Origin of the sequence: Apibacter raozihei, assembly GCF_004014855.1 — a bacterium.
GTDB classification, from domain to species: Bacteria; Bacteroidota; Bacteroidia; order Flavobacteriales; family Weeksellaceae; genus Apibacter; species Apibacter raozihei.
On sequence record NZ_CP034930.1, the window covers coordinates 2486066 to 2509861 of the forward strand.

Here is a 23796-nt window from a genome sequence, read left to right on the forward strand (position 1 = left end):
TATATAAATAAATATTATATTTGATATTTAAGTATAAAATTTAGTTTATGTCAGAATTAATAGCATTAAAAGCACAACAATTGGCTTCTGATTCAATATTAATGAAAAGTTATGAAGAGTTTTATAATGAAAAAGGCTTTTTTTTCACTAAAAACCCTAATCTTGCCGGAGCTAAAAGAAAACCTCCAAAATTCCCAATTAACTCTAAAGGTTTTTCTCAAAAATGGACAGAGCCTGAATGGTTTGTGAATTCACAAAAATTTTATCTTATGTATTTAGCTGGCATGGATAAAAATAAATATGTCAAGGATTCTGATTATGAAAGTCTGAAAAAAGCTTATGACAAATGGGATCAAAGATACTATGTAGTGTTCTATGGAGATTCAGCAAAGTGGACATGTAATTTGTTTGTCGGTGAAGCCTTGTATATGGCAGGCAAAAATAGTTTAACTTCTTCATCAAAATATTATTCAGCAAAACAAATCTGGAATGAGGAAGGCATATTTAAACAAATTAAAAAGAGCGAAGTACAAAGAGGTGATATTGTATCTTTTTACAGTGGATTGCATGTAGAGATAGTAAGTCAGGTAATGGAAGAAGGTTTGATTTTTAAAGATAAAGTAAGTTTTTGTTCCAGAGGAGCAGGAAGAGGCAGTAGTGATTTTGGTACAGAAAAATGCAATGATACTCAAAATAGTAGATTAATAAATAAAAAAGACATTAAATTTTTAAGAGTATTTTAATGAAAAAAAAATTATTATATTTTGTTTTATTTGTAGTATGGCAAAGCTGTACTAAAAATACAGAAGTTAAATCTGCCAAAATAGTACACAGTATTATGATAAAATATGAAGACTCTACTTTTAATAAACCGATTGATTCTTTATATATAAAAGAAACAGATACTGTTTTTTATAATAAAAAATTTTTATTGCAAGGATATTTTAAAATATTCGAAGCAGAAAAGCAATTATATTCTCAAGGAGAATTAGATAAAGGTCGTAAACTAGGTGAATGGTTAGCATTTCAGAAACAGTCAGAATCCGGACAATGGAAGCTAATTAGAAAATCAAGTTATAATAAACTGGGTTATTTACAAGGAAATCTCATTTACTATAATATAAATACAGACAAACCTGCCGAGATTCATAAATATGAACAGGATGAGGAAAAAGGAAAGCAACAAATATTTTATCCTTCAGGAAAGCTACACATTGAGTATGAAAAGGATGGATGGAATAATTTTATTAATACCTATATTGTATACACTGAACAGGGTAAAGAACTATACAAAGTGGATTTAGGTAATAATGGAAACGGTTATATTAAATTCTACAATGATACGAATAAACTTGAATGGGAGGGAGGATTTGTAAATAAAAAGAAAGAGGGGTGGCATAAAAAATATAGTTCGGACAATGATAAGTCTATATTGGTCGAAAGATTATTATATAAAAATGATGATTATACCTCACGAACAATAATATTTTTACCTAATGAGGAAATAGATGTACCTGGTCAAAAAGCCGATAGCGTTACTTATAAATCTTTTGCAAATAATATTTTTGAGGTTATTTATTATCATAATGGTAACGTAATTAAAAAGGAAAAAACTGAAGGGTAAAAAAGTACTGTTTTTTAATAAATAGTATTTTTGTATTACTGACATTAAAGTAAAAAATGGATTTAAATCTTATATTTTCTGAATTGCCCTTCAAAATAATCAGATATAAGTCTCTTTCAGGAGGAGATATTAACAATTCTTTTTGGGTTGAAACAGAAAATGGAAACTTTTTTATAAAGTTAAATAGGGCAAAACCCTATCCTCAAATGTTTAGAAAAGAAGCTAACGGATTATTATACTTGTCAGATTCCGGATTCGTTTCCGTACCAAAAGTAATAGCTACAGGAGAATCCAATAATATTCAATATCTAGTATTAGAATGGATTGAAGATAATAGAAGCAAAACAACTTCATGGGAGGATTTTGGTGTTTCCCTTGCTAAAATGCACCAAATAGTTCAGCCCTGTTTCGGTTTTAAAGAGGATAATTATATTGGAAGTATTAAGCAAATAAATACACCTTCTCATACATGGGAAGAGTTTTATTCAGAATGTAGAATATTAAAATTAGCTCATATACTATTTAATCAAAAAAAAATTGGCGCTCAGGAATTAAATCAAGGACAAAATGTATGTAAAAAATTGAATGAAATTTTTCCGGAGGAAAAACCCGCCTTACTGCATGGGGATTTATGGAGTGGAAATTATTTGGTCTCAAGCAATAACAAAATTGTTTTAATAGATCCGGCAGTATATTATGGACATAGAGAAATGGATTTAGGTATGACTCTTCTATTTGGGGGCTTTCCTTCTTGTTTTTATGAAGCATACTCAGAAGAGTATTCACTTGAAAAAAATTGGAAGCAAAGGTTACCTTTAACCCAATTGTATCCCCTAATGGTACATGCTATACTTTTTAATGGAAACTATCTACTTGAAGTTAAAAAAGTATTAAAAAAGTTTAGTTAAAATTTAAACCATTAAGATTTTAAAACTTCTTTATTATCTGATAAATTTCGTTTATATACTACGGCTGAAACTAAAATACTGGCTTCGTACAACATATATAGAGGAATAGAAGCAACCAGCATGGAAGGTATATCGCCGGGAGTAATAAAACCTGCTAAAATCAAAATAACAATTACAGCATGTCTTCTGTAAGTTTTTAAAAATTTTGGAGTCAGTATACCTACAGCAGTTAAAGCATATACAATTACAGGTAAAAGAAATACCAATCCCATACCCAAAACAGTTTGTAACAAAATACTAATGTAATTGGAAAGGTCTATCTGTATATTGATAGTGTCCGAAATATTGAAAAAATACCCGAAATGCATAGTTAGAGGAGTAATGAGAAAATATCCAAAACAACATCCGAAAAGAAATAAAAAATAAGTTGATAAAAAAAATGTCAAGGAATTTTTCCTTTCATTAGGTTTTAAACCAGGAGCTATGAATTTCCACATTTCATAAATCACATATGGAAAAACCAAGATAAAACCTCCGACAACAGCCACATAAAAAGCTGTATTTAACTGTTCAAATATTCTTCTTACTAAAATCGGAAAATGAGCTGGCATGCTAAAAACTTCTTTAGATCCAAACAAACCACTCACCGTGTTCATTATTCTGAATGTTATAAAATCATTTTGAACAGGACCAAAAATTATATGATCCATGACAAAATGCATTTTATATCCTACTAAAGCAGCTCCTGCACAAACAGCAACCAAACAGCGAAGTATATGCTTTCTTAAAACTCCTACATGGGCAAGAAATGGCATTTCGCCAGTATTGATTTTTTTCTTTTTACTCATCTGTTACTTTATAAAAGTTTACGAAGTTATAATTTTTTTATTATTTAAACCCTTCGTCTAACAAAGTATGTAAATCTATAATACCAATATATTTATCCCCTTCTAATACAACCAACTGACCAATCTGATTTTCACGCAGCTCTTCGAAAGCTTTACTAGCCAGTTCGTTTTTCTGGATGGTTTTAGGATTCAATGACATAATATCCTTAGCAGTTAATTCATTATAATCAATATCTTTGGACAAAGTTCTTCTTAAATCTCCATCAGTTATGACCCCTTTAACAACATCATTTTCTATAACGACGGTTATTCCATATGAAGAATAAGTCAGAGAGTTAATAATTTCTTTTAAATGGGCTGATAAATTTACTTCCGGTTTTCGATCCTGTTTAATCACTTGTTCTACTTTCAAAAGTAATTTTTTACCTAATGCTCCCCCCGGATGAAATTTAGCAAAATCAGAAGATGTAAAATCACGGGCTTGTAGTAAGGCAAGAGCTATAGCATCTCCCAAAGCAAGTTGTACCGTTGTAGATGTGGTAGGGGCTAAATTATTAGGATCTGCTTCTTTTTCTATATGAGTATCAAGAAATATATCGGCATATTCTGCTAAGATACTATTTTTGTTAGCAGTCATAGCTATTAACTTGGACGAATAATCTTTAAGAAAAGGGACTACCTCAACAATTTCAGAAGAAGTTCCACTGTTAGAAATACAGATAACAACATCATCTTTTGTAATTAATCCCAGATCTCCGTGCTTAGCTTCTGCGGCATGTAAAAATTGCGAAGGAGTTCCGGTAGAATTAAATGTAGCTACGAGTTTATTAGCAATATGAGCGCTTTTACCTACCCCGCAAAGAACTAATTTTCCTTTAGAATTCAGAATGCATTTTACAGCAGTTATAAAATCATTACCTAATCGGTTATATAAAGATTTCAGTTCTGTAATTTCAAACAAAATAGTTTCTTTTCCGGCTTTTAATATATTTTCATTTTCCAAACTAAATAATATTTTTTTGTATTTTGAAATTAAATTGTATTTTTAAACTTTAATAATGGCAAATTTAATTAAAAAACTAAAGTTAAAGAATGAAATCTTTAGAAAAAGACTTACCTAAGTCATTAAAAAAGTATTTTGGTTTTAATTCATTTAAAGAGCCGCAGGAACAGGTTATTTCCAGTTTATTGGAAGGGAACAATGTATTTGTTTTAATGCCAACAGGAGGAGGAAAATCTTTATGTTATCAGTTGCCGGCGTTAATATTGGAAGGAACAGCTATAGTAGTGTCTCCTTTAATAGCTTTAATGAAAAATCAAGTTGATGCTGTACGGGGCATTTCTTCTCAGGAAGGTATCGCCCATGTGTTGAATTCATCTTTAAATAAAACAGAAATTAAAAGAGTTAAAGATGATATTACTTCCGGAACAACCAAATTATTATATGTAGCTCCGGAATCTTTGACCAAAGAAGAATATATTGATTTTTTTAAAACTATAAAATTATCTTTTTTTGCAATAGATGAAGCACATTGTATCTCTGAATGGGGTCATGATTTCAGGCCAGAATATAGAAATCTGCGGACTATCATAGAAAAAATAGGGAAAACGCCTATTATTGCACTTACTGCTACCGCAACACCTAAAGTGCAGGACGACATACAGAAAACGTTAGGAATGACGGATGCCAAGGTCTTTAAATCTTCATTTAACAGACCTAATTTGTTTTATGAGGTAAGACCTAAAGTTAATCCTGAAAAACAAATCATTAAATATATAAAAGATAATCTGGGAAAATCAGGAATTATTTACTGTTTAAGCAGAAAAAAAGTTGAAGAGCTGGCGGAACTTCTCAGAGTTAACGGAATTAATGCATTACCTTATCATGCAGGATTAGATGCAAAATCCAGAGCTACACACCAGGATAAATTTCTGATGGAGGAAGTTGATGTAATTTGTGCAACTATTGCTTTCGGTATGGGTATTGATAAACCGGATGTTCGTTTTGTTTTTCACTATGACATTCCTAAAAGTTTAGAGAGTTATTATCAGGAAACAGGTAGGGCAGGAAGAGACGGAGGCGAAGGCCATTGTATAGCATTTTATGATTATAAGGATATTGAAAAACTTGAAAAATTTTTAGCCGCTAAACCTGTTTCGGAAAGAGAAGTAGGCTTACAGCTTCTTCAGGAAGTAGTAGGATATGCTGAAACCTCAATGTCCAGAAGAAAATATTTACTACATTATTTCGGTGAAGAATTTGATGAAATAAATGGTCTGGGAGCAAAAATGGATGATAACGCATTGCATCCTAAACCATTAATTGATGTATCTGAGCAGGTGTCACAAATTCTTTCTATAGTAGAAAAAACCAAAGAAAAATTAAAATTGAAAGATTTGGTTAATGTTGCTATGGGAAAAGAATCTGTAATAACTAAATCCTATAAATTAGGAACGGAAGATTATTTTGGTATAGGTAAAGATAAAACTGACAATTTCTGGAAATCTGTGATTAGGCAGGCTATTGTTCATGATTTTTTAATTAAAGATATAGAAACTTACGGAGTATTAAAACTTTCAGTTTCAGGAAAAGAATTTTTAAAAAATTCAAGAGAAATATTAATGGCAGAGGACATTGATTTTGAAAAGGAAATTGATGCACAGAATCAGATTGCTGTTCAGCCTACAGGAGGAGGGAATGCTCTTGATAAAAAGTTGTTTGATGATCTCAAGGATATTCGTAAAAAAGTTGCGAAAAAAAATAATATTCCTCCTTTTGCCGTATTTCAGGATCCCAGTCTTGAAGATATGGCTTTTCAATATCCTACCACATTACAGGAATTAGCTAATGTTTTTGGTGTTGGTGAGGGCAAAGCCAAGAAATTCGGAAAAGAATTTGTGGAGTATATTGCACAATATGTAGAAGAAAATGATATTGTACGTCCAGAAGATTTGGTAATAAAACATGTTGCAAATAAATCTTCACATAAAGTATTTATTATTCAAAGTACTGATAGAAAACTAGATTTGATAGATATAGCCAAAGCTAAAGATCTTTCCATGGATGATTTATTGAGTGAAATGGAAAGTATTGTTTATCAGGGAACTAAGTTAAATATTGATTATTATGTTGATGAATTGTTAGATGATGATCAACAGGAGGAAATCATAGACTTTTTAATGGAGTCAGAAAGTGATAAAATGTCCGTTTTGTTACAAGAGTTTGGTGATGATTATTCTGATGATGAATTACGAATTATGAGAATCAAGTTTATAAGTGATGTAGCTAATTAATAAATTACTTTAAAATTATATTTACAAATCTTTATCTTAAATTTCTATTTAGTAAAAATCGGAATGTAAGATGAAGTTTTGTTTTATCAGATATATTTTTATTATAAGTATATAAAAAATATTATAAAGCTTCTACCTTATTAGTTTTATATTAATCAAAAATGATAATAAACTATATCTACAAAAAAGTAACAATTTAACTCGCGTTATGCTAAAACAGGCCATGGATATTAGATTCCACCTGATCGATAATTAGTCCCAAATGTTCTTTATTGTCAACAAAATCTATTTGATCAACATCAACAATCAATAATTTTCCTTCTTTATAACCAGAAATCCATTCTTCATATTTTTCGTTAAGACGATTCAAATAATCTATGCTGATAGAGGATTCATATTCTCGCCCTCTCTTTTGTATCTGACTTACCAGTTTTGGGATCGAAGCTCTAAGATAGATAAGTAAATCCGGAGCCTGAATGTAATCTTTCATTAAATTAAAAAGATTAAGATAATTATTAAAATCCCGGGTCTGCATTAATCCCATCTCATGTAAATTTGCCGCAAAAATATATGCATCCTCATAAATAGTACGATCCTGAATAATGTTTTTTTTACTTTCTCTAATTTCTTTTATTTGATTAAAGCGAGAACTTAAAAAGTAAATTTGGAGATTAAAGGACCACTTTGCCATGTCAAAATAAAAATCATCCAGATAAGGATTGTCATCCGCATCTTCAAACTGAGCAATCCATTGGTAATTTTTGGCTAATAGTTGAGTCAAAGTAGTTTTTCCAGCTCCTATATTTCCGGTTATTGCAATATGCATGGGTTAAGATTTAAATTTCTGATTTCAGAGTGTAAAGATACATAACCTTAGATTTCCATAGAAATAATTGATCGTTTAATATGTAATAATTTTCAGCCTTTGCAGGGAGTTGAATCTTTTTAGGTTCATTTTCAAAATCATAGGAGTAAAAATAATTTTTATCAATCCATTCGAATTTGTTCTCATTCCAGAAATAATAATTTAAATCCGGAATATCAAAATATTGAACCTCACCATTCATATTATTTTGACGAATAATTCTAAAGTTGTTAAGGGAATCTTGTTTAGAAATCTTTTTAGCTAAAAGGTAACGGCTGTATTTCGTCGCATAAATGTCTTTTAATTGAAAATCTTTTAGAATTTTGCCGGTTAAAGAATTAGAAAATACAAGATTTTTATCATTCCTGTAATCATATTGTATAAAAGAACCGGAATTAAATTCATCAAAATAGGTCAGGTTTTTATTATCTTGAACATATAAAAGTTGTGAGTTAATTATCTGGTCAGGCAGTATTTTCACAGGATCCTGAGTAAGATTTAGTTTATCATCAAAAAATTCCAATGTTTTATTCACTTTGTCCCACATAACTACAAATAAGGAATTAACAATAAATAATTTTTTGGTAGGATTGAAATTTTCAAAAGTATATTTTTTAAAATCCTGGGTTATTTTTATGAGCGAATTATTTTGGTAAGAGGCAAAATATAAAGAATTAAAAGCATCTGATTGTAATAATATATAACTATCAGGAATATCGATCGTAATACTATCTTTTAAAGTAAAAATTTGTGCTTTTACTTGAAAGTTATAAGAAGAAACAAAGAATATCAATACTAAAATAAACTTCATAAATTATATTTATAATAGGTAAAGATAAACAAATACTTAATTATTACATGTTTTTATATTATTATATTTGCGGAAATTATTAATAAATAAATAATGAATACTTTTCTTTGGATATTTTCAGCATTAGTGGTTTTAGCTGCAATATTATTTTATTTTATAGCTAAAAATAAAAAGCGAGATGTTACAATAACCACAGATCTGGAAAAGAAAGAAGTATCCAGACCATTGCAAAGATTCATCACAGTTATTCAGGAATTCGAATTCAATGTAAAAGGGACTCAGGATAATGCACAAAGAACAAGCAGAAACCGTCAGATGCTTTTATTGGATATGGGAAGCTATGATGAAGTTATTCTTCAGCAGGATAGAGACAAATTTAACGGCGAGATTGTAGTTTTAAATGAACAAGGATATGATTTGGGATATCTGGGTGATGATGATAAAATGAAAATTTCTCCTTACATGAATAAAGATTTATATAAAATTGAATCTGGTGTTAAACGCTTTTACAGAGATGAAAAAGGTGAAAATCTGTCAATATATGTTACAATACTTGAATAACGAAATTGTTTCTATTATACGTAAATAGACTAAAATCATGCATTTAAATATCGTTTTTAATATAAAATTTCAAATATTTTAGTTTTTTTATACGTTATATTATAAATGAAAACACTGAAAAAAAATATGGTATAAAATATCTTTTTTAAAATTTTTTTGACATATTTGTTATATAATATGTTTTTTTTTATCAATTGAGGATTTCCTCATTTTTATTTGAAAATTTCTTCCGAATTTTGCTAATAAGTTGAAGATAATACTTCTTCTTATAGACAGGAAAGTAAGATTGATTATAGTAAGAGAATTTTGAATTTAAGTTAAAAGCTGGGCTCTAATGTAACATTAAAAACTTTATTATTTAATCGACTAAATTAAGAGTGCAATAAACGAAATAGTGTACTCTTTTGTTGATTTTCTTTTCAGGGATTCGGATGTTTTTTGATTTTTTAAATTAAATAGTAGTTCTGAGATTTTTCCATTTCTTGTTTTTAATTAAATTTGCGTTCGCAAATAATATATATGAAGTATATAGAATACCAATTTTCGGTAAAACCTCTGAATCCATGGAAAGATATTTTAATAGCTTATCTGGCTGAATTAGAATTCGAAAGTTTTGTTGATTCAGATACAGGTTTTATGGCTTATATTAAAGAATCTTCAGATGACGAACAACTTGTAAAAGAACTTCCTGTTTTATCCTCAGATCAAGTCGAAGTTACCTATCAAAGGCAAAAGTCACCTGATATTAACTGGAATGAAGAATGGGAAAAAAACTTTACACCTGTAAACATTGAAGATCAGGTTTATCTCCATGCAGATTTTCATCCTAAAAGAACTGATATTCCTTACCCTATCATTATTGAACCTAAAATGTCTTTTGGTACAGGTCATCATGAAACTACCTACAATATGATCCACGCTATGTTATCTATGAATTTTGAAGGCAAAGATGTATTGGATATGGGAAGTGGTACCGGAGTTCTGGGTATTTTTGCCAAAATGAAAGGAGCTAACTTTGTGGAAGCTATAGATATTGATGAGTGGTCGTATGGTAATGCAGTGGAAAACGCTACGAAAAATGGAATATCCATTCAAATCAAATTAGGGGATGCAAGCCTTTTAGGTCATCATAAATTTGATATAATTTTAGCTAATATAAATAAAAATATACTTTTACAGGATATAAATATATATGCGGAAAATTTAAATGCTTCCGGTCAATTATTGTTAAGTGGCATATATGAACATGATTTTGAAGATATTATCAATGAATGTGAAAAGTATGGCTTAAATTTTGTTCAGAAGTGGTCAAAAAATAACTGGATTTCAATATTATTAACCCATGATTTATAATAATCAGCCTAATTGGAAAGAACAGGAGAATGTAGATACATTAGTGGAAGAAGAAAATCCACATGTAATAGTTCTTCATAATGATGATGTTAATACATTTGACTTTGTAATCGATAGCCTGATTGAAGTATGTGGTCATAGTTTAGAGCAGGCCCAGCAGTGTACCTATTTGGTTCATTACAAAGGAAAATGTGAGGTTAAAACAGGCTCTCTTGAAGATCTCATTCCCATGAATAATGCTTTATTACGAAGAGGTCTGTCTTCAGAAGTCGTATAACTGTTGATATAATAATATAAAAAACCTTACTATTCGGTAAGGTTTTTTTGTTTTGATCAAAAAATTGAAAGGTTAATTTACTTAATTAAAGATGAAGGCTGTAGCAAATTTTTAAGTCTTACTGGTGCATCCGTCGTTATAAAATCTATTTTTTTATCAATTAACAGATGCATGTCATTATCTTCATTAACAGTCCATACATTAATTTTTAAACCCATTTCTTTTGCTTCCTGTAACCATTCAGGTTTAGAGATTAATAAAACTTTATAATAATAATCGATCCCTGTTAACCCTATTTCTTTGATTGTTTTCGGACTTACATCGCTTCCCAAATAATATATTTCAGAATTCGGATTTTTAGATTTTAGTTCTTTACAAATATTCATACTAAATGATATGAATTCAATTTGTTTTTCAAGATTATATTTTTTTACTAAAGCCAAAACTTCACGAACAGCTCTTTTTTCGTTTTCTTGTTTTTTATGAGGTTTAATTTCTAAAATTAATTGTAAATCCGCAAAAGATTTACCCAAAATGAGATATTGTTCCAGTGTAGGAAGAATTTCTCCGTTTGGAAGTTTTAAGTTACTTAGTTGGGAGTAGGGTGTATTCTCAATTACATGACCTTGTATGTCATCATCGTGATTTACAACAGGGATGCCATCTGAAGTTATTAAAACATCAAATTCAGAACCATAAACTTTTATTTCGTTTGCTTTGGATAAAGATACCAGAGAATTTTGTGCACTGCCCGCAGTATCCCAGTAACCTCTGTGTGCAATTACACGTGTTTGGGTATAAAACAAATTTATATTCATGAATAATAAAATTACAATTGCGTTTTTCATTGGATAATATTAATTGATTATGTTTTTAAAAATTATATCGAATACCTATCTGTATCTGATAAGGGTTACCGTTTCTAGAAGAAATACCGGCATTAGGATTAACCGTGTAAACGAACTCCTTTTTATCCGCATCAAAACTTTTTATAGAATAAATATACTGCTTACCCAGAAAATATCCAGCTCCCCAATCTTTATTCAATAAGTTCAAAAAATTAAATATGTCTACAGACAGCTCAATATTTTGAGTTAATATAGTTTTAAATTTTTTAGATATCCTGAGATCGAAAGTGCCGTAAAATCGATTAACACCACCATTTCTTTCAGCAATTTTACCATAACTTTTTTTGATGTAGTTTTTAAAACTTTGTTCAACTTTCGGGTTTGCTAGAATGGCATGTAATCCTTCTCTGATATGGGCAGGTGTTGTCAAATCATCAGGATTATAAATATATGCTAAATCATTGGTGGACACAAAATCACCATTTACATTTCCGTTTACAGCTAATGAATACCGGGTACCTCCGAAACCTGAAAATCTAAGTCCTATATTAATGCCCCAGAAAGAAGGAGAGGTTCCGTAAAAAATAATTTTATTGCGAAACTGATTATCAGAATAGGTCATATTCCTAAGATTGCGAGGATCTTCTTTAACCATTAAGGATAAGGTTGCAGAATTAGCTACATTTCCATTATAAGAAGTATTATCTTTAGAATCATTCCATGTATAGCTAAAAGAAAACTGTCCGTCTTGATGATATTTATAAGAAGTATCAAAAATAAAAGCAAATTGATTAATTTTTCCTTGACTAGTTAGTTCCAGAACACGGCCCACCTTGCTGGTTTTTCTTCCGGTTGTCCAGTCTGCAACACCATTCACAGGATTAATACCAGATACAGGAACATAGACAGCACGGTTTGCTTCAGAAGCAATTCTGAAAAAAGGTTCATCTACCATATTTCTATCGATATACATATAATTATGACGTGCCAGTGTAGTATAAAAGCTGAGTCCGATTTTAAACCTGCTGTTAAAAAAATGAGAGTAGGTAAAGTTTGCCTTGTAAACTGTAGGAACTTTTGAATTTTTTGCATTGGTATTTATAGTTGTCATACGAGGAATGCTGGGGTCTGACAAGAGATTTTTTCCCGGAGCCGATAAAGGATTTTCCCTGTAGCTTATAAAATCGGGTGTAGGTACAAAACTACCGACAAGGTCTACAGAAGACATACGGGATCCATCAAACACCATATTATTTATTAATGCATAATTATTTATGTCTGAACCGAAAATTCCCCCGCCCAAACGTAATATATCTTTATGCTGATTATCTATATCCCAGGTAAACTGTATTCTCGGTTGAAATTGTAATGTATTTAGCTTATTATTGGTTTTAATACCTAGTTCTTCAAAAACTAAAGAGTTAAATCTTCCTGTATTCATATAATCAGTATAATCAAGTCGAATGCCGGCTGTCATTTGAAACCCGTTGAATAATTGTGTCTGAAGTTGTCCATAAACTCCTGATGCAAGAATATTTTGTTTGACCCTTTCTTCATCCGAAGTATATATTTCTCTGGTATATCGATAGGGTTTCATGGTATCAAAATTATCCAAACCTGAAAAATAGAACCGACCATTAGCTTCGCTACCATAACGTGAATTCATATGGGTATACATCAAATCAATACCCAGAGTATATTTAAAACGATCAGTAGTGTAGTATATATTATCCACCAATTGTATCACATTGTTATAAAAATTTTCAGGTATATATCGTTGTCCTCCCAGCTGTATAGATGTATAAGCCATTTTTCCCTCAATTTCAGATTCAACTCTTTCTACAATAGCTCTGGGTATGTTTTGAGATGGTAATTGTTTGTTAGGAGATGTTTTTTCAGCTGTATATAAATGTTGTATTTTAAGCTCATTAGTCACTTGGGTTGAAAAGACAGAGCGGAGAGAAGCCATTAAACTATTGTCTACAGATTTAACATCTCCATATACCTCATATAAATTTATAGATGTGTTATCGCCGATTGCCTGATGATTACTATCGTTTATGTAATTATTACGAAGCGTAAACAAATTAGTATCATTAAGTTGCCAATCCAACTTAAAAAAAACTGCATCTGTACCTTGTTTTTTATTAAAAGCGCCAAATTGAGGAGAAGAAGCTACTCCGTATTTATTTCTGGCAATGGCGAGATATCTGTCTAAGGTTGTTTGTGAAACATTATATCTTTTTTCATCCTCTATACTATGAATATCTGCGATGTAAATCGGACGTTTATCATCCTGATGATCCCAGGCAATAAAAAAGTGAGCTTTATTTTTGATTATCGGACCGCCAAGGGAAAAGCCATATTGGTAAGTTGAGAAATCAGCCTTTCGTTTGTTTCCTCTTATATCGTATGGACTGGAAAGCCAATCAGCTCTACCAAAGGTAAACAAACTACCTTTAAGTGTATTCGTACCAGATTTTGTCACCGAACTTATGGTTCCGCCACCACTTCTTCCGTAGGTTACATCGTATTGATTGGTTACAATTTCAAATTCTCTTATAGCTTCCATCGATATAGCATAGGGACCTCCGTTACGATTAGTACTACCTCCGGAAGTTGGGTTTTTAGCAGTCATCCCATTTATTGTGAAATTTACGGAAGATCCTAACTGCCCTGATAAGTTGGAACCACTGCTTAAGGGAGATAAATCTGTTAGAGAAGTATAGTTTCTTCCATTAACAGGTAAACGAGCCAGATCGGTTGCCGTTACGGAAGTAACCGCGCCTATTTTAGCTATGGTCTTAGTTACAGGAGCTGCATTGATTATCACTTCTTCTAATTGAGAAAATTGATCTTGTAAATTAAAATCAACAGTAAGTTGATCTCCCTGATTAAGTATAAATCCCTTTTCTTCCCATTCTCCGCCGTTATCGTCTGTAACTTTTAAATTGTATGGCCCCCCCAGTGGAAGTTGCTGAAAATAATATTCACCTGTAGTATTAGTTTGTGTTCGTGTACTAAAGCCATTTGATTCGTTAACCAGTTCCACCCATATAGAGCTTAGGTTTTTATTATCATCTACCAATATTTTACCCTGTATACTACCATTAATTCCCTGAGAAAAGATTTCATGACAATAAAAAAGGCAAAAGACAAATATTATTCTTAAAAATATTTTCATAGCTGTTTTTTATGCTGTATTGTTATAGCAAATCTATTATTACTATATTACTATGAAGTTAATATTTTACTACAAAGTAACTAAGATTGATTTATAACATTAAAATCAATTCATATATCTTATTCAGTTTTATATAAAGGATAAATAGTACGTATAATTACATTAATACATGAGTACATATAAAAACTTATACATTAATATTTAGATAAATTATAAATAAAAAAAGCATTTCTTATGCACGCATAATATTTTTTATTATATTAGTCCTTAGAAAAAACATGAAAGATGAAAATACTAGTAGCTATAAGTAGTGTGCCAGATACTACATCGAAAATTAATTTTACCCAAGATAATACTCAATTTGATACTAATGGAATACAATATGTTATAAATCCGCAGGATGAGTTCTGTTTAAGTAAAGCAGTTTATCTTCAGGAGCAACAAGGAGCTGAGGTTACGGTTTTATCCGTAGGAGACAGTTCGGTAGAACCCGTACTGAGAAAATGCCTTGCAATCGGAGCAAAAGAGGCTATTCGTATTAATGCAAAACCGCTTGACAGTGAAATTGTAGCTAAAGAAATTGCAGCCGTAGCAGGAGAAGGAAATTATGATATAATTTTATTAGGAAAAGAATCGTTAGATTATAACGGAGGTTTAGTTCCGGGTTTGACTGCTGCGGAAATGGATTTATCTTTTGTTAATGCTGTTATAGGTCTTGAGGTAGAGGGTAACATAGCTAAGGTAACCCGTGAGCTGGATAACGGTAAAGAAGTTATTTCTCTTAATTTACCGGTGGTATTAGCAGGTCAGAAAGGTTTGGTACAGGAAAATGAATTAAAAATTCCTAATATGAGAGGTATTATGACTGCGAAAACTAAACCATTAACAGTTATCGAGCCCAAGTATTCCGGATCTAAAGTTTCAACTATAGCTTATGAAAAGCCCAAAACCCGTTCCAGTGTTGTTTTGGTAGATAAAGATAATCTTGATGAATTGGTTCGATTATTACATGAAGAGGCAAAAGTTATCTAAACATAATGATGGTTTAATTTAAAAAAGAAAAAATGATTTACGCATATACGGAAAATTCAAACGGAAAATATAAGAAATCTTCATTTGAAGTTGTTTCTTATGCAAAAACACTGGCAGACATGATTGGTGATACGGTAACAGTTATTACTATTAATTCAGACGATTCACCTGATGATTTATATAAATATGGTGCCACTAAAGTTTTAAATGTAAAAAATGAAGCTTTAAAAGTATTTGATCCTAAAGTTTTTGCTGGAGTTATTTCACAATTGGCCGATGGAAATTATATACTATTTTCTCATTCTAACGAAAGTGCTTCTATAGCTCCTTTTTTAGTAAAGGAAAAAGATGCTGCATACATTACTAATGTAATTTCTCTCCCTATATCAGCCTCTCCTTTTCAAGTTAAGAGAAATGTATTTTCAGGAAAGGGAATAGCTACGGTAGAAACCACAGCATCTAAGTTAATTATTACTGTATCTGCTAACTCCGTTGGATGTAAAGAAAGCCCTGTGCAAGGGATTCAGGAAAATCCGCAGGTAAATTTACCTACAGATCCTGGTTATAAAGTTGAATCTTCAGAATTAAATACAGGAAAAATAGATTTAAAAGAGGCTGAAATTGTTGTAAGTGCAGGAAGAGGAATGAAAGGTCCGGAAAACTGGAAAATTATTGAAGATTTAGCCAATGTTTTAGGAGCAGCAACAGCTTGTTCCAAACCTGTTTCTGATGCAGGATGGAGACCTCATGCTGAACACGTAGGACAAACCGGAAAGGCTATCGCACCTAAATTATATATAGCTATTGGTATATCCGGTGCTATTCAGCATTTAGCCGGTATAAACAATAGTCAGACTATTGTTGTGATTAATAATGATCCTGAAGCACCGTTTTTTAAATCGGCTGATTATGGCGTAGTAGGTGATTTATTTGAAGTAGTACCTAAGCTTACTGAAAAATTGAAGGTTTTTAAAGGTTAATATATAGGCCTTTGACAGGGCTGGTTTGAGAGAGTATCTTTTTAGGTACTCTCTTGCTATTTGTAAATAAATAGTAAATTTTAATCTGATTTTTTAAAATGTGTATCATTTAAAATAGTTATTCTAAATAGCCAGTTTTAAAAAAAGACTTCTAAGCTCTCTTTTTATTTAGTAAAAAAAAGCATAGTTATGTGAAAAATTATAATTACTAATTAAATAAAACCGGTTAAACCTATTTAACTATGTACATAGATTTTTAATTTATATAGAAGATTATCCGTAAGAATATTATTCCTTTTTATCTGGGAAATAAGTTTCCCCTATTTTGGGATTTGAAGAAATAACTTTGTTCTCTTTTCTAGCTTTAAACGCAAGTATGTTTTTGTCAAACGTATTTAAAATCTGAAAATAATTTCCATGTTTATAATAAAATCTTACATCATGATTTAGGTAAGTATAAAGAATAAATTCATCAATTTGATTTTTTTCAAGTCCTAATCCCAAAAAATATTCATCCCCAAAATATTCATGAATAGTTTTAATTTCTTTAATCTGTTCCTCATAAGCAGAAAGTCTCTCTCTTCTTTTATTATCTCCTGAAAGAACATCAAATACAGCATCAATGCCAAATTTCATAGTACTTAGCTTAGCTGATTCCGTAGCAACATCAGTGCTTCCATCCATTTTCATGGTAGGATATAAGTTACCTAATTTCGCCATAAGTTCATTCGTTTTATTCATCATAGGAATCCTTTTTACATCTAATTCTATATTGCCGTAAGTTTTAAAATCAGTTATGTAGATGTTATCCAATTGCTTTTCTTTTACATCCAGCTGAATAGACATTATACCTTTCTCTTGCATAAGAAAAGTTACGATTACAGTTCTTTTTTCAATGTTGTAGGATTGAAAAACTATTGCGTCTCCTTTCTCGGCAGGTATGTAGAAATTTCCAATTAAATCCGTTATAGTTGTATAATCAGAATTAAGATTTTTAACATAAATACCCGAAACAGATTCACCCGTTTCATTTATATAGACCTTTCCCTTTAAAATTTTTTTTTGCTGAGAAAAAAGTAACAGACTTAAAAGGGTAAACAGGATCGTACAAATAAATTTCATATATTGCTTCTTAAGATGACAAAAGTACATTAAATACTTTTTATATAATAGATACTAATAACTGAGACTGTCTATAAAATAGTATACTTTGTCTATAATATTTACAAAAATTGTACAAATTATTTTTTTCCACTCAAAAAACTCTTAAGATTTGTAGAAAAAATTTCTTTAAACGGAAAAAATTTAAGCCACAAATTTATGATAAGAAAAATGATTATCACAACCAATGGCTTTAAAAGGAGGTTGATTAAGTTATTGGAGGTATCAGGTATCGACCATGCCAGAATTACTGCTGAAATTCCGGTTATCAGTATATATAAATATACTCGGGTAAAAGGCTGAATTTTAAATATTTTATAATTAAAAATTAGTTTAATAATGTTATATATAGTAAGAGATATTGCTGTAGCCATTGCAACACCTTCAATACCCAGATTAAAATATACAATAAAGATCCAGTTAGAGCTAATGGTTAATACAGCAAGTAGAAGCATTGCATAAATGTTAAACCGGTAATATCGAGAATAGGTTATAATTTGGCTGTTAAATCCAGTTGATATATCAAAAAGAGTAGCAATACCCAGAATATAAATAATAGATTTAGCCTCGCTGAGTTCGTGTCCGTTTTTCATTAATAAAAAAAGATAATCACATCCGGCAAATATACAGGATAGTAATACCGTTCCGAATAAAAATAAAAATTTGGATATTTTTTGGTAAAAGTCATTAAGTTCGGCATGTTGATTATTTTCAAGTTTTTCAACTATAATAGGACCTGAAATAGCAAAAACACCAGCCAGAGGTACTGAAAGAAATCCTACGATAGACATAAGTATTGAATATATTCCGTTTTGTTTATAACTGATCAATTCGGATATCATCAGGTTATCAATACGTAATGCCAGCTGATTTCCTATACTTCCTAAAACAGAAAAAATACAGAAATAAAATAATTCTTTACGAAAGTTTTTACTGGAAAGAATACTGAGACTACCACTAGGTTTATCTTTGTTCAGTCTGAGAAAATAAACAATAAGACCTGCCAGAGCGGCAAAAAAGAAAAATATAAAAATATATAAAGAATTAATTTCAGAAATACCCAGATAAACAAAGCAGATAAAAGCAACTAAAGATCCTAATTTTGGGAAGAAATTTTCAAATATTCCAGTTATGGCAACACGTTTAAAGTTTGAAATATATTTTGAAAATAACTGCGATAAAGCAAGTATAAGTATAACCGGAAGCACATATTGTTTCATTTTCCAGGAGTCTGAATTTCCAATTGAAGGAAAAAGACTGGCAAATAACCAATAAAGTAGACAAATGATAAGAAAACTAATTACAATAAATTTTATAGAAAAAACTAAAAAATCCAGATTTTGATTTTTAGCTTTAAATTGTTGGTAAAATTTAATATTAGCATAGCTGAGACCAAATACGACAAAAGGAAAAATAATTTCAGCTGAAGGCTGGATAAATCGTAATTGACCCAAAAAAGTGGTATCTGCCGGGTATATGAAAATTGTGGAAAATGTACCAAGTAAAAAACTTAAATAGCTGATGATACTGTATTTAATTCCTTGTCTAGCGACTACACCCATAGAATTAGTAAAATTATTTTGATAAAAATATGAAATTATTTATATATGTTGTCTTATTATGTAATTCAGATGTATTCTGATAAGTAGGTGTAGAAGAGGTGAACTCTTTCAGTTCAAGGGTTTCTCTGTCCAGATAAAAAGACAGATAACCAAGTTCCAATATAGGCTGTATAATATTCCATATATTTTGATTATGGTGTCTTTCTTCAACCTCTATTAATAGTGTCGGACGAAATTTTCTTAGTGTTTCTTTAGCTCCTTCAATCACCTTGATTTCAGCTCCTTCAACATCAATTTTTATAAATGAAATTTTTTCAATCTGATGATTTTTTATAAATCTGTCCAGAGTTTCGGTCTGTACTTCGTAAATCTTTGAAGAAGTTTCATTTTCTTCTTTATATTCAGTGTTTAAAGTACCGCGTCCGGTTGTTTCATGAGAATTGATAATAGGAACTTTAAAATTGAGAACTTCACAAGTATTACTCAAAGCAATATTAGAAGTATGTATTTTAGGAAATAAATGTTTAATTCTTTTATATAGTTCCGGATGTGGCTCAAATCCAACAATATTTTCAGGGTGTACCAGTTGTTCCGCATAGTAAATATAATATCCCATATTTACACCAATATCAAAAAAAACACTGTCTTTATCAAGAAAACGAGAGAGAATAAGAAATTCAAATTCTACATTTCTTTGTTTAATGTTTAAAGCATTTAACTGATTTATTTTTTTAAAAAATCTTTTTTTATATAGTGAAGGCCAATAAGAATAAGCCAAATCAATTGCCTTTTTACGTAATAAATTCATGATTGGGATAAAATAGTTAACATGTTAATAAGTTTTTCTTTTACCTTTTCTTTGTCATAATAAGGTAATTGAGCTTCAAGATTATTTTTTAGTTTATGATATTCCTGTATAGTAAGATTTTCCAGAATTGTTTTAAGGTTTTCAGCGGAATCATAATAAAGAGAATTCCAGTTACTCAACGGGTAATGTTGTGGAAATATTCCTATTTTGCCATAGGAAATACAATCAGCTTCATTTCCACTGGCTTTAGTTTGACCATATATTTCTTTTTGTAAATAAAATTGAGTTTCTTTATGTAAAGGACATAATACAAAATGAGATTCGTTCATGATCAAGTCAAATTCAGATTGAGGAATTCTTTTTCTAAAATACGAAATTTCAACAGAATTATTCCTGTTTTTTTTGAGAAGATGTAAGGATTGTAACATCGACTGGTCAGAAATTTTACCCAAAAAAGTGAATTTCATTATCTGTTTTGGAGATAAATATTTCAATAGTTTAAAAACTAATTGATAATTTCTCCTGCTTTGAGAAACTTCTCCCGGAATAACGATATTAATTTTATTCTGTTCACTAGGCTCTACGTTAAATTTATTGTATATAAGAGGCAAGGTTATATATTTTTTCTCATCAGTACTAAAATGTTGTTTTATATTTTCATTAAGAAACGCATATGCTTTCGCTTCACAAGTTATTTTTTTAGTAAAATATATATTTTCTTTAAAAATTAATTTAAGGTAATAATATTGAAGGTGTAAATTTTTTACTTTTAAAAACAATTTCCAATCCGGTTTTCGCGAATTGAAAAAAAAATTTCCGTTATGTACAAGTATTTGAGTGTTTTTTTCTTTAAATAAAAAATTAAATTTTTGAAAATTACGATGTAATGTGTTAAATATAATAAGGTCATTATCAGCTAAAAAATCAGAGAGTTGTGGGTAATCTTTAACTTCCAGTACAGTTTTTAGTGAATCCGGAATTTCTGGAATTAGACAGGAAATAGATGATGAAATATAAAAATGATAATCTATTCCTGAATTTTGCAATAAAGCATCCCATTGAAGTAATAAATGAGTATGGGTTTCAAACTCCAGAATGGCAATTTTCATATACCGAATTTATTTAAAACTTCTTTCCAGCGGTATTTTCTGATAAATGAAATTTCATCAGGTGTAATTTTTCTTTCTTCTTTATTTATGACCATAGATATATAGGATTGGTACGAAATGAAGAAATTAGATACAGAACGATCGTTCCATGCAGCTTTGGCACACGAAATAAACGAAAGAGCAGGATCTAAACCGATATTGTAAAAATACTTTCCTAGTTTAAGCGCTTTGGTATCATTATATACATGAGCCGTAGGCTTTAAAAGTTTTACCCAGACATTTTTTACAACTTTAACATCCCAACCCTTCATTCTAGATAATAATACGTCCAGATTGTCCCAGCCTAAGGTCTCTCGTAATCCGCCAATATCTTCAAAGCATTCTTTTCTGTAAGTTTTTACAGCTCCGCGAATATGATTTTTGCTTGCTATGGTTTCATGATTCCAGATGCCGTTTTTTTCAACGTAAACCAAACCGCCTACCATACCGATTTTTGGATTATTTTCAAGTTCCGTAATCATGGTTTCATAATAATCCGGAGGAAGTATTATGTCTGCATCTAATTTTGCAATTACGTCAAAATCTTTATAATTAACAGAATTCAAGCCTTTGTAAAAAGTACGTACAACTTTAGCACCCGGTTTGTGTTCTGATTTATGAGTCAGATTCACGAATAAAAATTCAGATTTATCCTGAATGAAATTTTGTATAATTTCCGGTGATTCATCGGTGGAAGCATCATTTACAATTATCCAGGTAATATTTTTATACGATTGACTTGCAAATGATTCCAAACATTCACGTAAAAATTTGGCTTCATTATATACCGGTACTACAACAACTAACTTCAATTTTAAATTTCTTTGGACAAATATAACTGATTTTTGTTCTTTTGTTCTTATATATTTTTAAATATATACATGAAGATTTATAGGGGTGTGTTAGTAATCTGACTATGAATTATAAGAGAATAGCTAAATAACTAATTAAGATTATGATAACTTACAATAAATACTTAGTTAGTTTATCAGCAATTTTACGATCATTAGATAAACGTGGGAGTTTATTTTGTCCTCCTAGCTTTCCTATTTCCTTCATATAATCATTGAAGCCGTTTTTTCTGATTAGCGAAATTTTTAGAGGCTGTAAAATTTTACCTGTAATTAAATCATTGTAATAAGTGTTCCTACACCTAAGTGCAGAGTCCAGTTTTTTAGCAAATAAATTTATATCATCCGGCATTTTTTCAAACTCTATAAACCACTCATGATAGGGCAGACCTTCTTTCGGAGTAACCTGAGGTGCTAAGGTAAATTCCTGAACCACGGTTTGAGTATTTTCTACCGCTTCTTTTATAGCATCTTCCACTTCATACGATATAACATGTTCTCCAAAAGCAGACGTAAAATGCTTAGTTCTTCCGGAAACCAGTATTTTGTAAGGGTTTTTACTAACAAAACGCACGAGATCACCTATTTCATAGGCCCACAATCCTGCATTGGTAGTAAGAATGATAGCATAATCCTTATTCAATTCCACCTCATTTAAAGTGAGTCGTATCGGATTTTTTTTGCCTATTTCCTCAGCGGGAATAAACTCGTAAAAAATCCCATGATTTACCATTAATAAAAGATCATCGCTATCAACATTATCCTGAAACGCAATAAAACCCTCAGATGCAGGGTAAGTTTGTATAATGTCCAGTTTTTTTCCGATTAATTCTTCAATTTTTTCTTCATAGGGTTTATAATTTACCCCACCGGTGACTAATAACTGTAGATTAGGAAATAAACTGCTAACTGATTTTCCCGTTTTTTCAACCAGTTTTTCAAAATACATAACCAGCCAGGGAGGTATTCCACTGATTAAAGACATGTTTTGATGAACAGTCTCGTCAATAATTTGATCAATTTTTGTTTCCCAGTCTTCTATACAATTAGTTTCCCAGGAAGGAAGACGGTTTTTTTGCAGGTACTGGGGTACAAAATGAGCAGAGATTCCGGAAAGTCTTCCAACTTTAATGCCATTGACTTCTTCAAGTTCAGGGCTCCCCTGAATAAAGATCATTTTGCCATTTACAAAATCTGCATTTTTTCGTTTATGAATATAGTGTAGCAAAGCACTTTTTGCACCGTCAATATGAAAGGGTACCGAATCTTTAGTGATAGGTATATATTTGGTACCAGAAGTAGTTCCCGAAGTTTTGGCTAAATAAAGAGGTTTGCCCGGCCAAAGCACATTTTCTTCTCCTTTTTTTACTGATTCCAGATAGGGTTTTAAATTTTCATAATCGGAAATTGAAACCAGATCTTGAAAATCTTTTATAGAATTGATTGCTGAAAAAGAATGATCTTTACCAAACTGAGTTTTACAACCTTTTAAAATAAGCTCAGAAAACCATTTGTTTTGAGATTCTATGGGGTTTTGTATCCATTGGTTCTCCTTAGTATCATGTACAGACGACCAAAACAAAGCCAGTTTCTTTTTAAAAAATCCCATACGATTAGCTCTATCAAAATTTTTATGGTTCAAATATCGGAATTTAATTTTATTTCTATTCTTCAGATGAAA

The 23796-nt window shown here is 30.6% G+C and carries 21 protein-coding genes; 9 read left to right on the forward strand and 12 right to left on the reverse strand.

Going from position 1 to position 23796, the window contains the following annotated elements:
* Positions 1-47 precede the first annotated feature (47 nt).
* From EOV51_RS11085 to EOV51_RS11095, 3 genes are read left to right on the forward strand one after another with little or no spacing between them, the layout of a single operon-like run.
* Positions 48-743 carry a hypothetical protein gene (locus EOV51_RS11085; RefSeq protein ID WP_128152593.1) on the forward strand — a complete coding sequence of 232 codons (696 nt, stop codon included), beginning with the start codon at positions 48-50 and terminating at the stop codon, positions 741-743.
* The gene (locus EOV51_RS11090; RefSeq protein WP_128152594.1) at positions 743-1624 is read left to right on the forward strand and encodes a hypothetical protein; all 882 of its coding nucleotides are present in this window, start codon (positions 743-745) and stop codon (positions 1622-1624) included. Before EOV51_RS11085 ends, EOV51_RS11090 begins: the two co-directional genes overlap by 1 nt.
* 56 nt (positions 1625-1680) lie before the next feature.
* Entirely contained in the window at positions 1681-2532 is an 852-nt protein-coding gene (locus EOV51_RS11095) for a fructosamine kinase family protein (RefSeq protein ID WP_128152595.1), read from the forward strand.
* A gap of 11 nt (positions 2533-2543) precedes the next feature.
* Here the strand turns inward: EOV51_RS11095 and tatC are convergent, their stop codons facing one another.
* Both tatC and EOV51_RS11105 read right to left on the reverse strand, forming a co-directional pair.
* Positions 2544-3380 carry a twin-arginine translocase subunit TatC gene (tatC, locus tag EOV51_RS11100; protein ID WP_128152596.1) on the reverse strand — a complete coding sequence of 279 codons (837 nt, stop codon included), beginning with the start codon at positions 3378-3380 and terminating at the stop codon, positions 2544-2546.
* 40 nt (positions 3381-3420) lie between these two features.
* Positions 3421-4383 carry a KpsF/GutQ family sugar-phosphate isomerase gene (locus tag EOV51_RS11105; protein ID WP_128152597.1) on the reverse strand — a complete coding sequence of 321 codons (963 nt, stop codon included), beginning with the start codon at positions 4381-4383 and terminating at the stop codon, positions 3421-3423.
* A gap of 89 nt (positions 4384-4472) precedes the next feature.
* Between EOV51_RS11105 and recQ the strand changes: the two genes are divergently transcribed.
* Positions 4473-6674, forward strand: coding sequence for a DNA helicase RecQ (recQ, locus tag EOV51_RS11110; protein WP_128152598.1), 2202 nt, complete (start codon positions 4473-4475; stop codon positions 6672-6674).
* Positions 6675-6885: 211 nt separating this feature from the next.
* Here recQ and EOV51_RS11115 read toward each other — a convergent pair whose 3' ends face one another.
* Positions 6886-7500: a deoxynucleoside kinase gene (locus EOV51_RS11115; RefSeq protein ID WP_128152599.1), complete on the reverse strand. Its 615-nt coding sequence runs from the start codon at positions 7498-7500 to the stop codon at positions 6886-6888.
* 10 nt (positions 7501-7510) lie between these two features.
* A complete protein-coding gene (locus EOV51_RS11120; RefSeq protein WP_128152600.1) occupies positions 7511-8350 on the reverse strand; it encodes a hypothetical protein in 840 nt (279 codons plus the stop codon).
* 93 nt (positions 8351-8443) lie between these two features.
* Between EOV51_RS11120 and EOV51_RS11125 the strand changes: the two genes are divergently transcribed.
* The 3 genes from EOV51_RS11125 to EOV51_RS11135 all read left to right on the forward strand — a co-directional run bounded on the left by EOV51_RS11125 (position 8444) and on the right by EOV51_RS11135 (position 10541).
* The gene (locus EOV51_RS11125; RefSeq protein WP_128152601.1) at positions 8444-8911 is read left to right on the forward strand and encodes a hypothetical protein; all 468 of its coding nucleotides are present in this window, start codon (positions 8444-8446) and stop codon (positions 8909-8911) included.
* A 519-nt stretch (positions 8912-9430) separates the two neighbouring features.
* A complete protein-coding gene (gene prmA, locus EOV51_RS11130) occupies positions 9431-10264 on the forward strand; it encodes a 50S ribosomal protein L11 methyltransferase (protein ID WP_128152602.1) in 834 nt (277 codons plus the stop codon).
* Entirely contained in the window at positions 10254-10541 is a 288-nt protein-coding gene (locus EOV51_RS11135) for an ATP-dependent Clp protease adaptor ClpS (RefSeq protein ID WP_128152603.1), read from the forward strand. The genes prmA and EOV51_RS11135 overlap by 11 nt, the downstream gene beginning before the upstream one ends.
* Before the next feature lie 77 nt (positions 10542-10618).
* Here the strand turns inward: EOV51_RS11135 and EOV51_RS11140 are convergent, their stop codons facing one another.
* Both EOV51_RS11140 and EOV51_RS11145 read right to left on the reverse strand, forming a co-directional pair.
* Positions 10619-11389, reverse strand: a complete 771-nt coding sequence (locus tag EOV51_RS11140; RefSeq protein WP_128152604.1) for a glycerophosphodiester phosphodiesterase — start codon at positions 11387-11389, stop codon at positions 10619-10621.
* A gap of 25 nt (positions 11390-11414) precedes the next feature.
* Positions 11415-14573 (reverse strand): TonB-dependent receptor, encoded by a 3159-nt coding sequence (locus tag EOV51_RS11145; protein ID WP_128152605.1) that lies wholly within the window; start codon positions 14571-14573, stop codon positions 11415-11417.
* A gap of 285 nt (positions 14574-14858) precedes the next feature.
* Between EOV51_RS11145 and EOV51_RS11150 the strand changes: the two genes are divergently transcribed.
* Positions 14859-15605 (forward strand): electron transfer flavoprotein subunit beta/FixA family protein, encoded by a 747-nt coding sequence (locus tag EOV51_RS11150; protein ID WP_128152606.1) that lies wholly within the window; start codon positions 14859-14861, stop codon positions 15603-15605.
* Positions 15606-15637: 32 nt separating this feature from the next.
* The gene (locus tag EOV51_RS11155; protein ID WP_128152607.1) at positions 15638-16585 is read left to right on the forward strand and encodes an electron transfer flavoprotein subunit alpha/FixB family protein; all 948 of its coding nucleotides are present in this window, start codon (positions 15638-15640) and stop codon (positions 16583-16585) included.
* A 288-nt stretch (positions 16586-16873) separates the two neighbouring features.
* On the opposite strand, the gene EOV51_RS11160 is transcribed toward EOV51_RS11155, so the two are convergent.
* The 6 genes from EOV51_RS11160 to EOV51_RS11185 all read right to left on the reverse strand — a co-directional run bounded on the left by EOV51_RS11160 (position 16874) and on the right by EOV51_RS11185 (position 23724).
* Complete coding sequence (locus tag EOV51_RS11160; protein ID WP_128152608.1) at positions 16874-17707, reverse strand: hypothetical protein; 834 nt, start codon at positions 17705-17707, stop codon at positions 16874-16876.
* A gap of 119 nt (positions 17708-17826) precedes the next feature.
* Complete coding sequence (locus EOV51_RS11165) at positions 17827-19308, reverse strand: lipopolysaccharide biosynthesis protein (protein ID WP_128152609.1); 1482 nt, start codon at positions 19306-19308, stop codon at positions 17827-17829.
* A 13-nt stretch (positions 19309-19321) separates the two neighbouring features.
* Positions 19322-20116, reverse strand: a complete 795-nt coding sequence (locus EOV51_RS11170; RefSeq protein ID WP_128152610.1) for an FkbM family methyltransferase — start codon at positions 20114-20116, stop codon at positions 19322-19324.
* Positions 20113-21225 carry a hypothetical protein gene (locus EOV51_RS11175; protein ID WP_128152611.1) on the reverse strand — a complete coding sequence of 371 codons (1113 nt, stop codon included), beginning with the start codon at positions 21223-21225 and terminating at the stop codon, positions 20113-20115. The genes EOV51_RS11170 and EOV51_RS11175 overlap by 4 nt, the downstream gene beginning before the upstream one ends.
* The gene (locus tag EOV51_RS11180; RefSeq protein ID WP_128152612.1) at positions 21222-22076 is read right to left on the reverse strand and encodes a glycosyltransferase family 2 protein; all 855 of its coding nucleotides are present in this window, start codon (positions 22074-22076) and stop codon (positions 21222-21224) included. Before EOV51_RS11180 ends, EOV51_RS11175 begins: the two co-directional genes overlap by 4 nt.
* 151 nt (positions 22077-22227) lie before the next feature.
* The gene (locus EOV51_RS11185; protein ID WP_128153346.1) at positions 22228-23724 is read right to left on the reverse strand and encodes a GH3 auxin-responsive promoter family protein; all 1497 of its coding nucleotides are present in this window, start codon (positions 23722-23724) and stop codon (positions 22228-22230) included.
* Between the last annotated feature and the right edge of the window lie 72 nt (positions 23725-23796).

Coding starts and splice junctions, on each gene's coding strand:
- EOV51_RS11085 (WP_128152593.1), top strand. CDS start 48: ATGTCAGAATTAATAGCATTAAAAGCACAACAATTGGCTTCTGATTCA.
- EOV51_RS11090 (WP_128152594.1), top strand. CDS start 743: ATGAAAAAAAAATTATTATATTTTGTTTTATTTGTAGTATGGCAAAGC.
- EOV51_RS11095 (WP_128152595.1), top strand. CDS start 1,681: ATGGATTTAAATCTTATATTTTCTGAATTGCCCTTCAAAATAATCAGA.
- tatC (WP_128152596.1), bottom strand. CDS start 3,380: ATGAGTAAAAAGAAAAAAATCAATACTGGCGAAATGCCATTTCTTGCC.
- recQ (WP_128152598.1), top strand. CDS start 4,473: ATGAAATCTTTAGAAAAAGACTTACCTAAGTCATTAAAAAAGTATTTT.
- EOV51_RS11115 (WP_128152599.1), bottom strand. CDS start 7,500: ATGCATATTGCAATAACCGGAAATATAGGAGCTGGAAAAACTACTTTG.
- EOV51_RS11120 (WP_128152600.1), bottom strand. CDS start 8,350: ATGAAGTTTATTTTAGTATTGATATTCTTTGTTTCTTCTTATAACTTT.
- EOV51_RS11125 (WP_128152601.1), top strand. CDS start 8,444: ATGAATACTTTTCTTTGGATATTTTCAGCATTAGTGGTTTTAGCTGCA.
- prmA (WP_128152602.1), top strand. CDS start 9,431: ATGAAGTATATAGAATACCAATTTTCGGTAAAACCTCTGAATCCATGG.
- EOV51_RS11135 (WP_128152603.1), top strand. CDS start 10,254: ATGATTTATAATAATCAGCCTAATTGGAAAGAACAGGAGAATGTAGAT.
- EOV51_RS11140 (WP_128152604.1), bottom strand. CDS start 11,389: ATGAAAAACGCAATTGTAATTTTATTATTCATGAATATAAATTTGTTT.
- EOV51_RS11145 (WP_128152605.1), bottom strand. CDS start 14,573: ATGAAAATATTTTTAAGAATAATATTTGTCTTTTGCCTTTTTTATTGT.
- EOV51_RS11150 (WP_128152606.1), top strand. CDS start 14,859: ATGAAAATACTAGTAGCTATAAGTAGTGTGCCAGATACTACATCGAAA.
- EOV51_RS11155 (WP_128152607.1), top strand. CDS start 15,638: ATGATTTACGCATATACGGAAAATTCAAACGGAAAATATAAGAAATCT.
- EOV51_RS11160 (WP_128152608.1), bottom strand. CDS start 17,707: ATGAAATTTATTTGTACGATCCTGTTTACCCTTTTAAGTCTGTTACTT.
- EOV51_RS11165 (WP_128152609.1), bottom strand. CDS start 19,308: ATGGGTGTAGTCGCTAGACAAGGAATTAAATACAGTATCATCAGCTAT.
- EOV51_RS11170 (WP_128152610.1), bottom strand. CDS start 20,116: ATGAATTTATTACGTAAAAAGGCAATTGATTTGGCTTATTCTTATTGG.
- EOV51_RS11175 (WP_128152611.1), bottom strand. CDS start 21,225: ATGAAAATTGCCATTCTGGAGTTTGAAACCCATACTCATTTATTACTT.
- EOV51_RS11185 (WP_128153346.1), bottom strand. CDS start 23,724: ATGGGATTTTTTAAAAAGAAACTGGCTTTGTTTTGGTCGTCTGTACAT.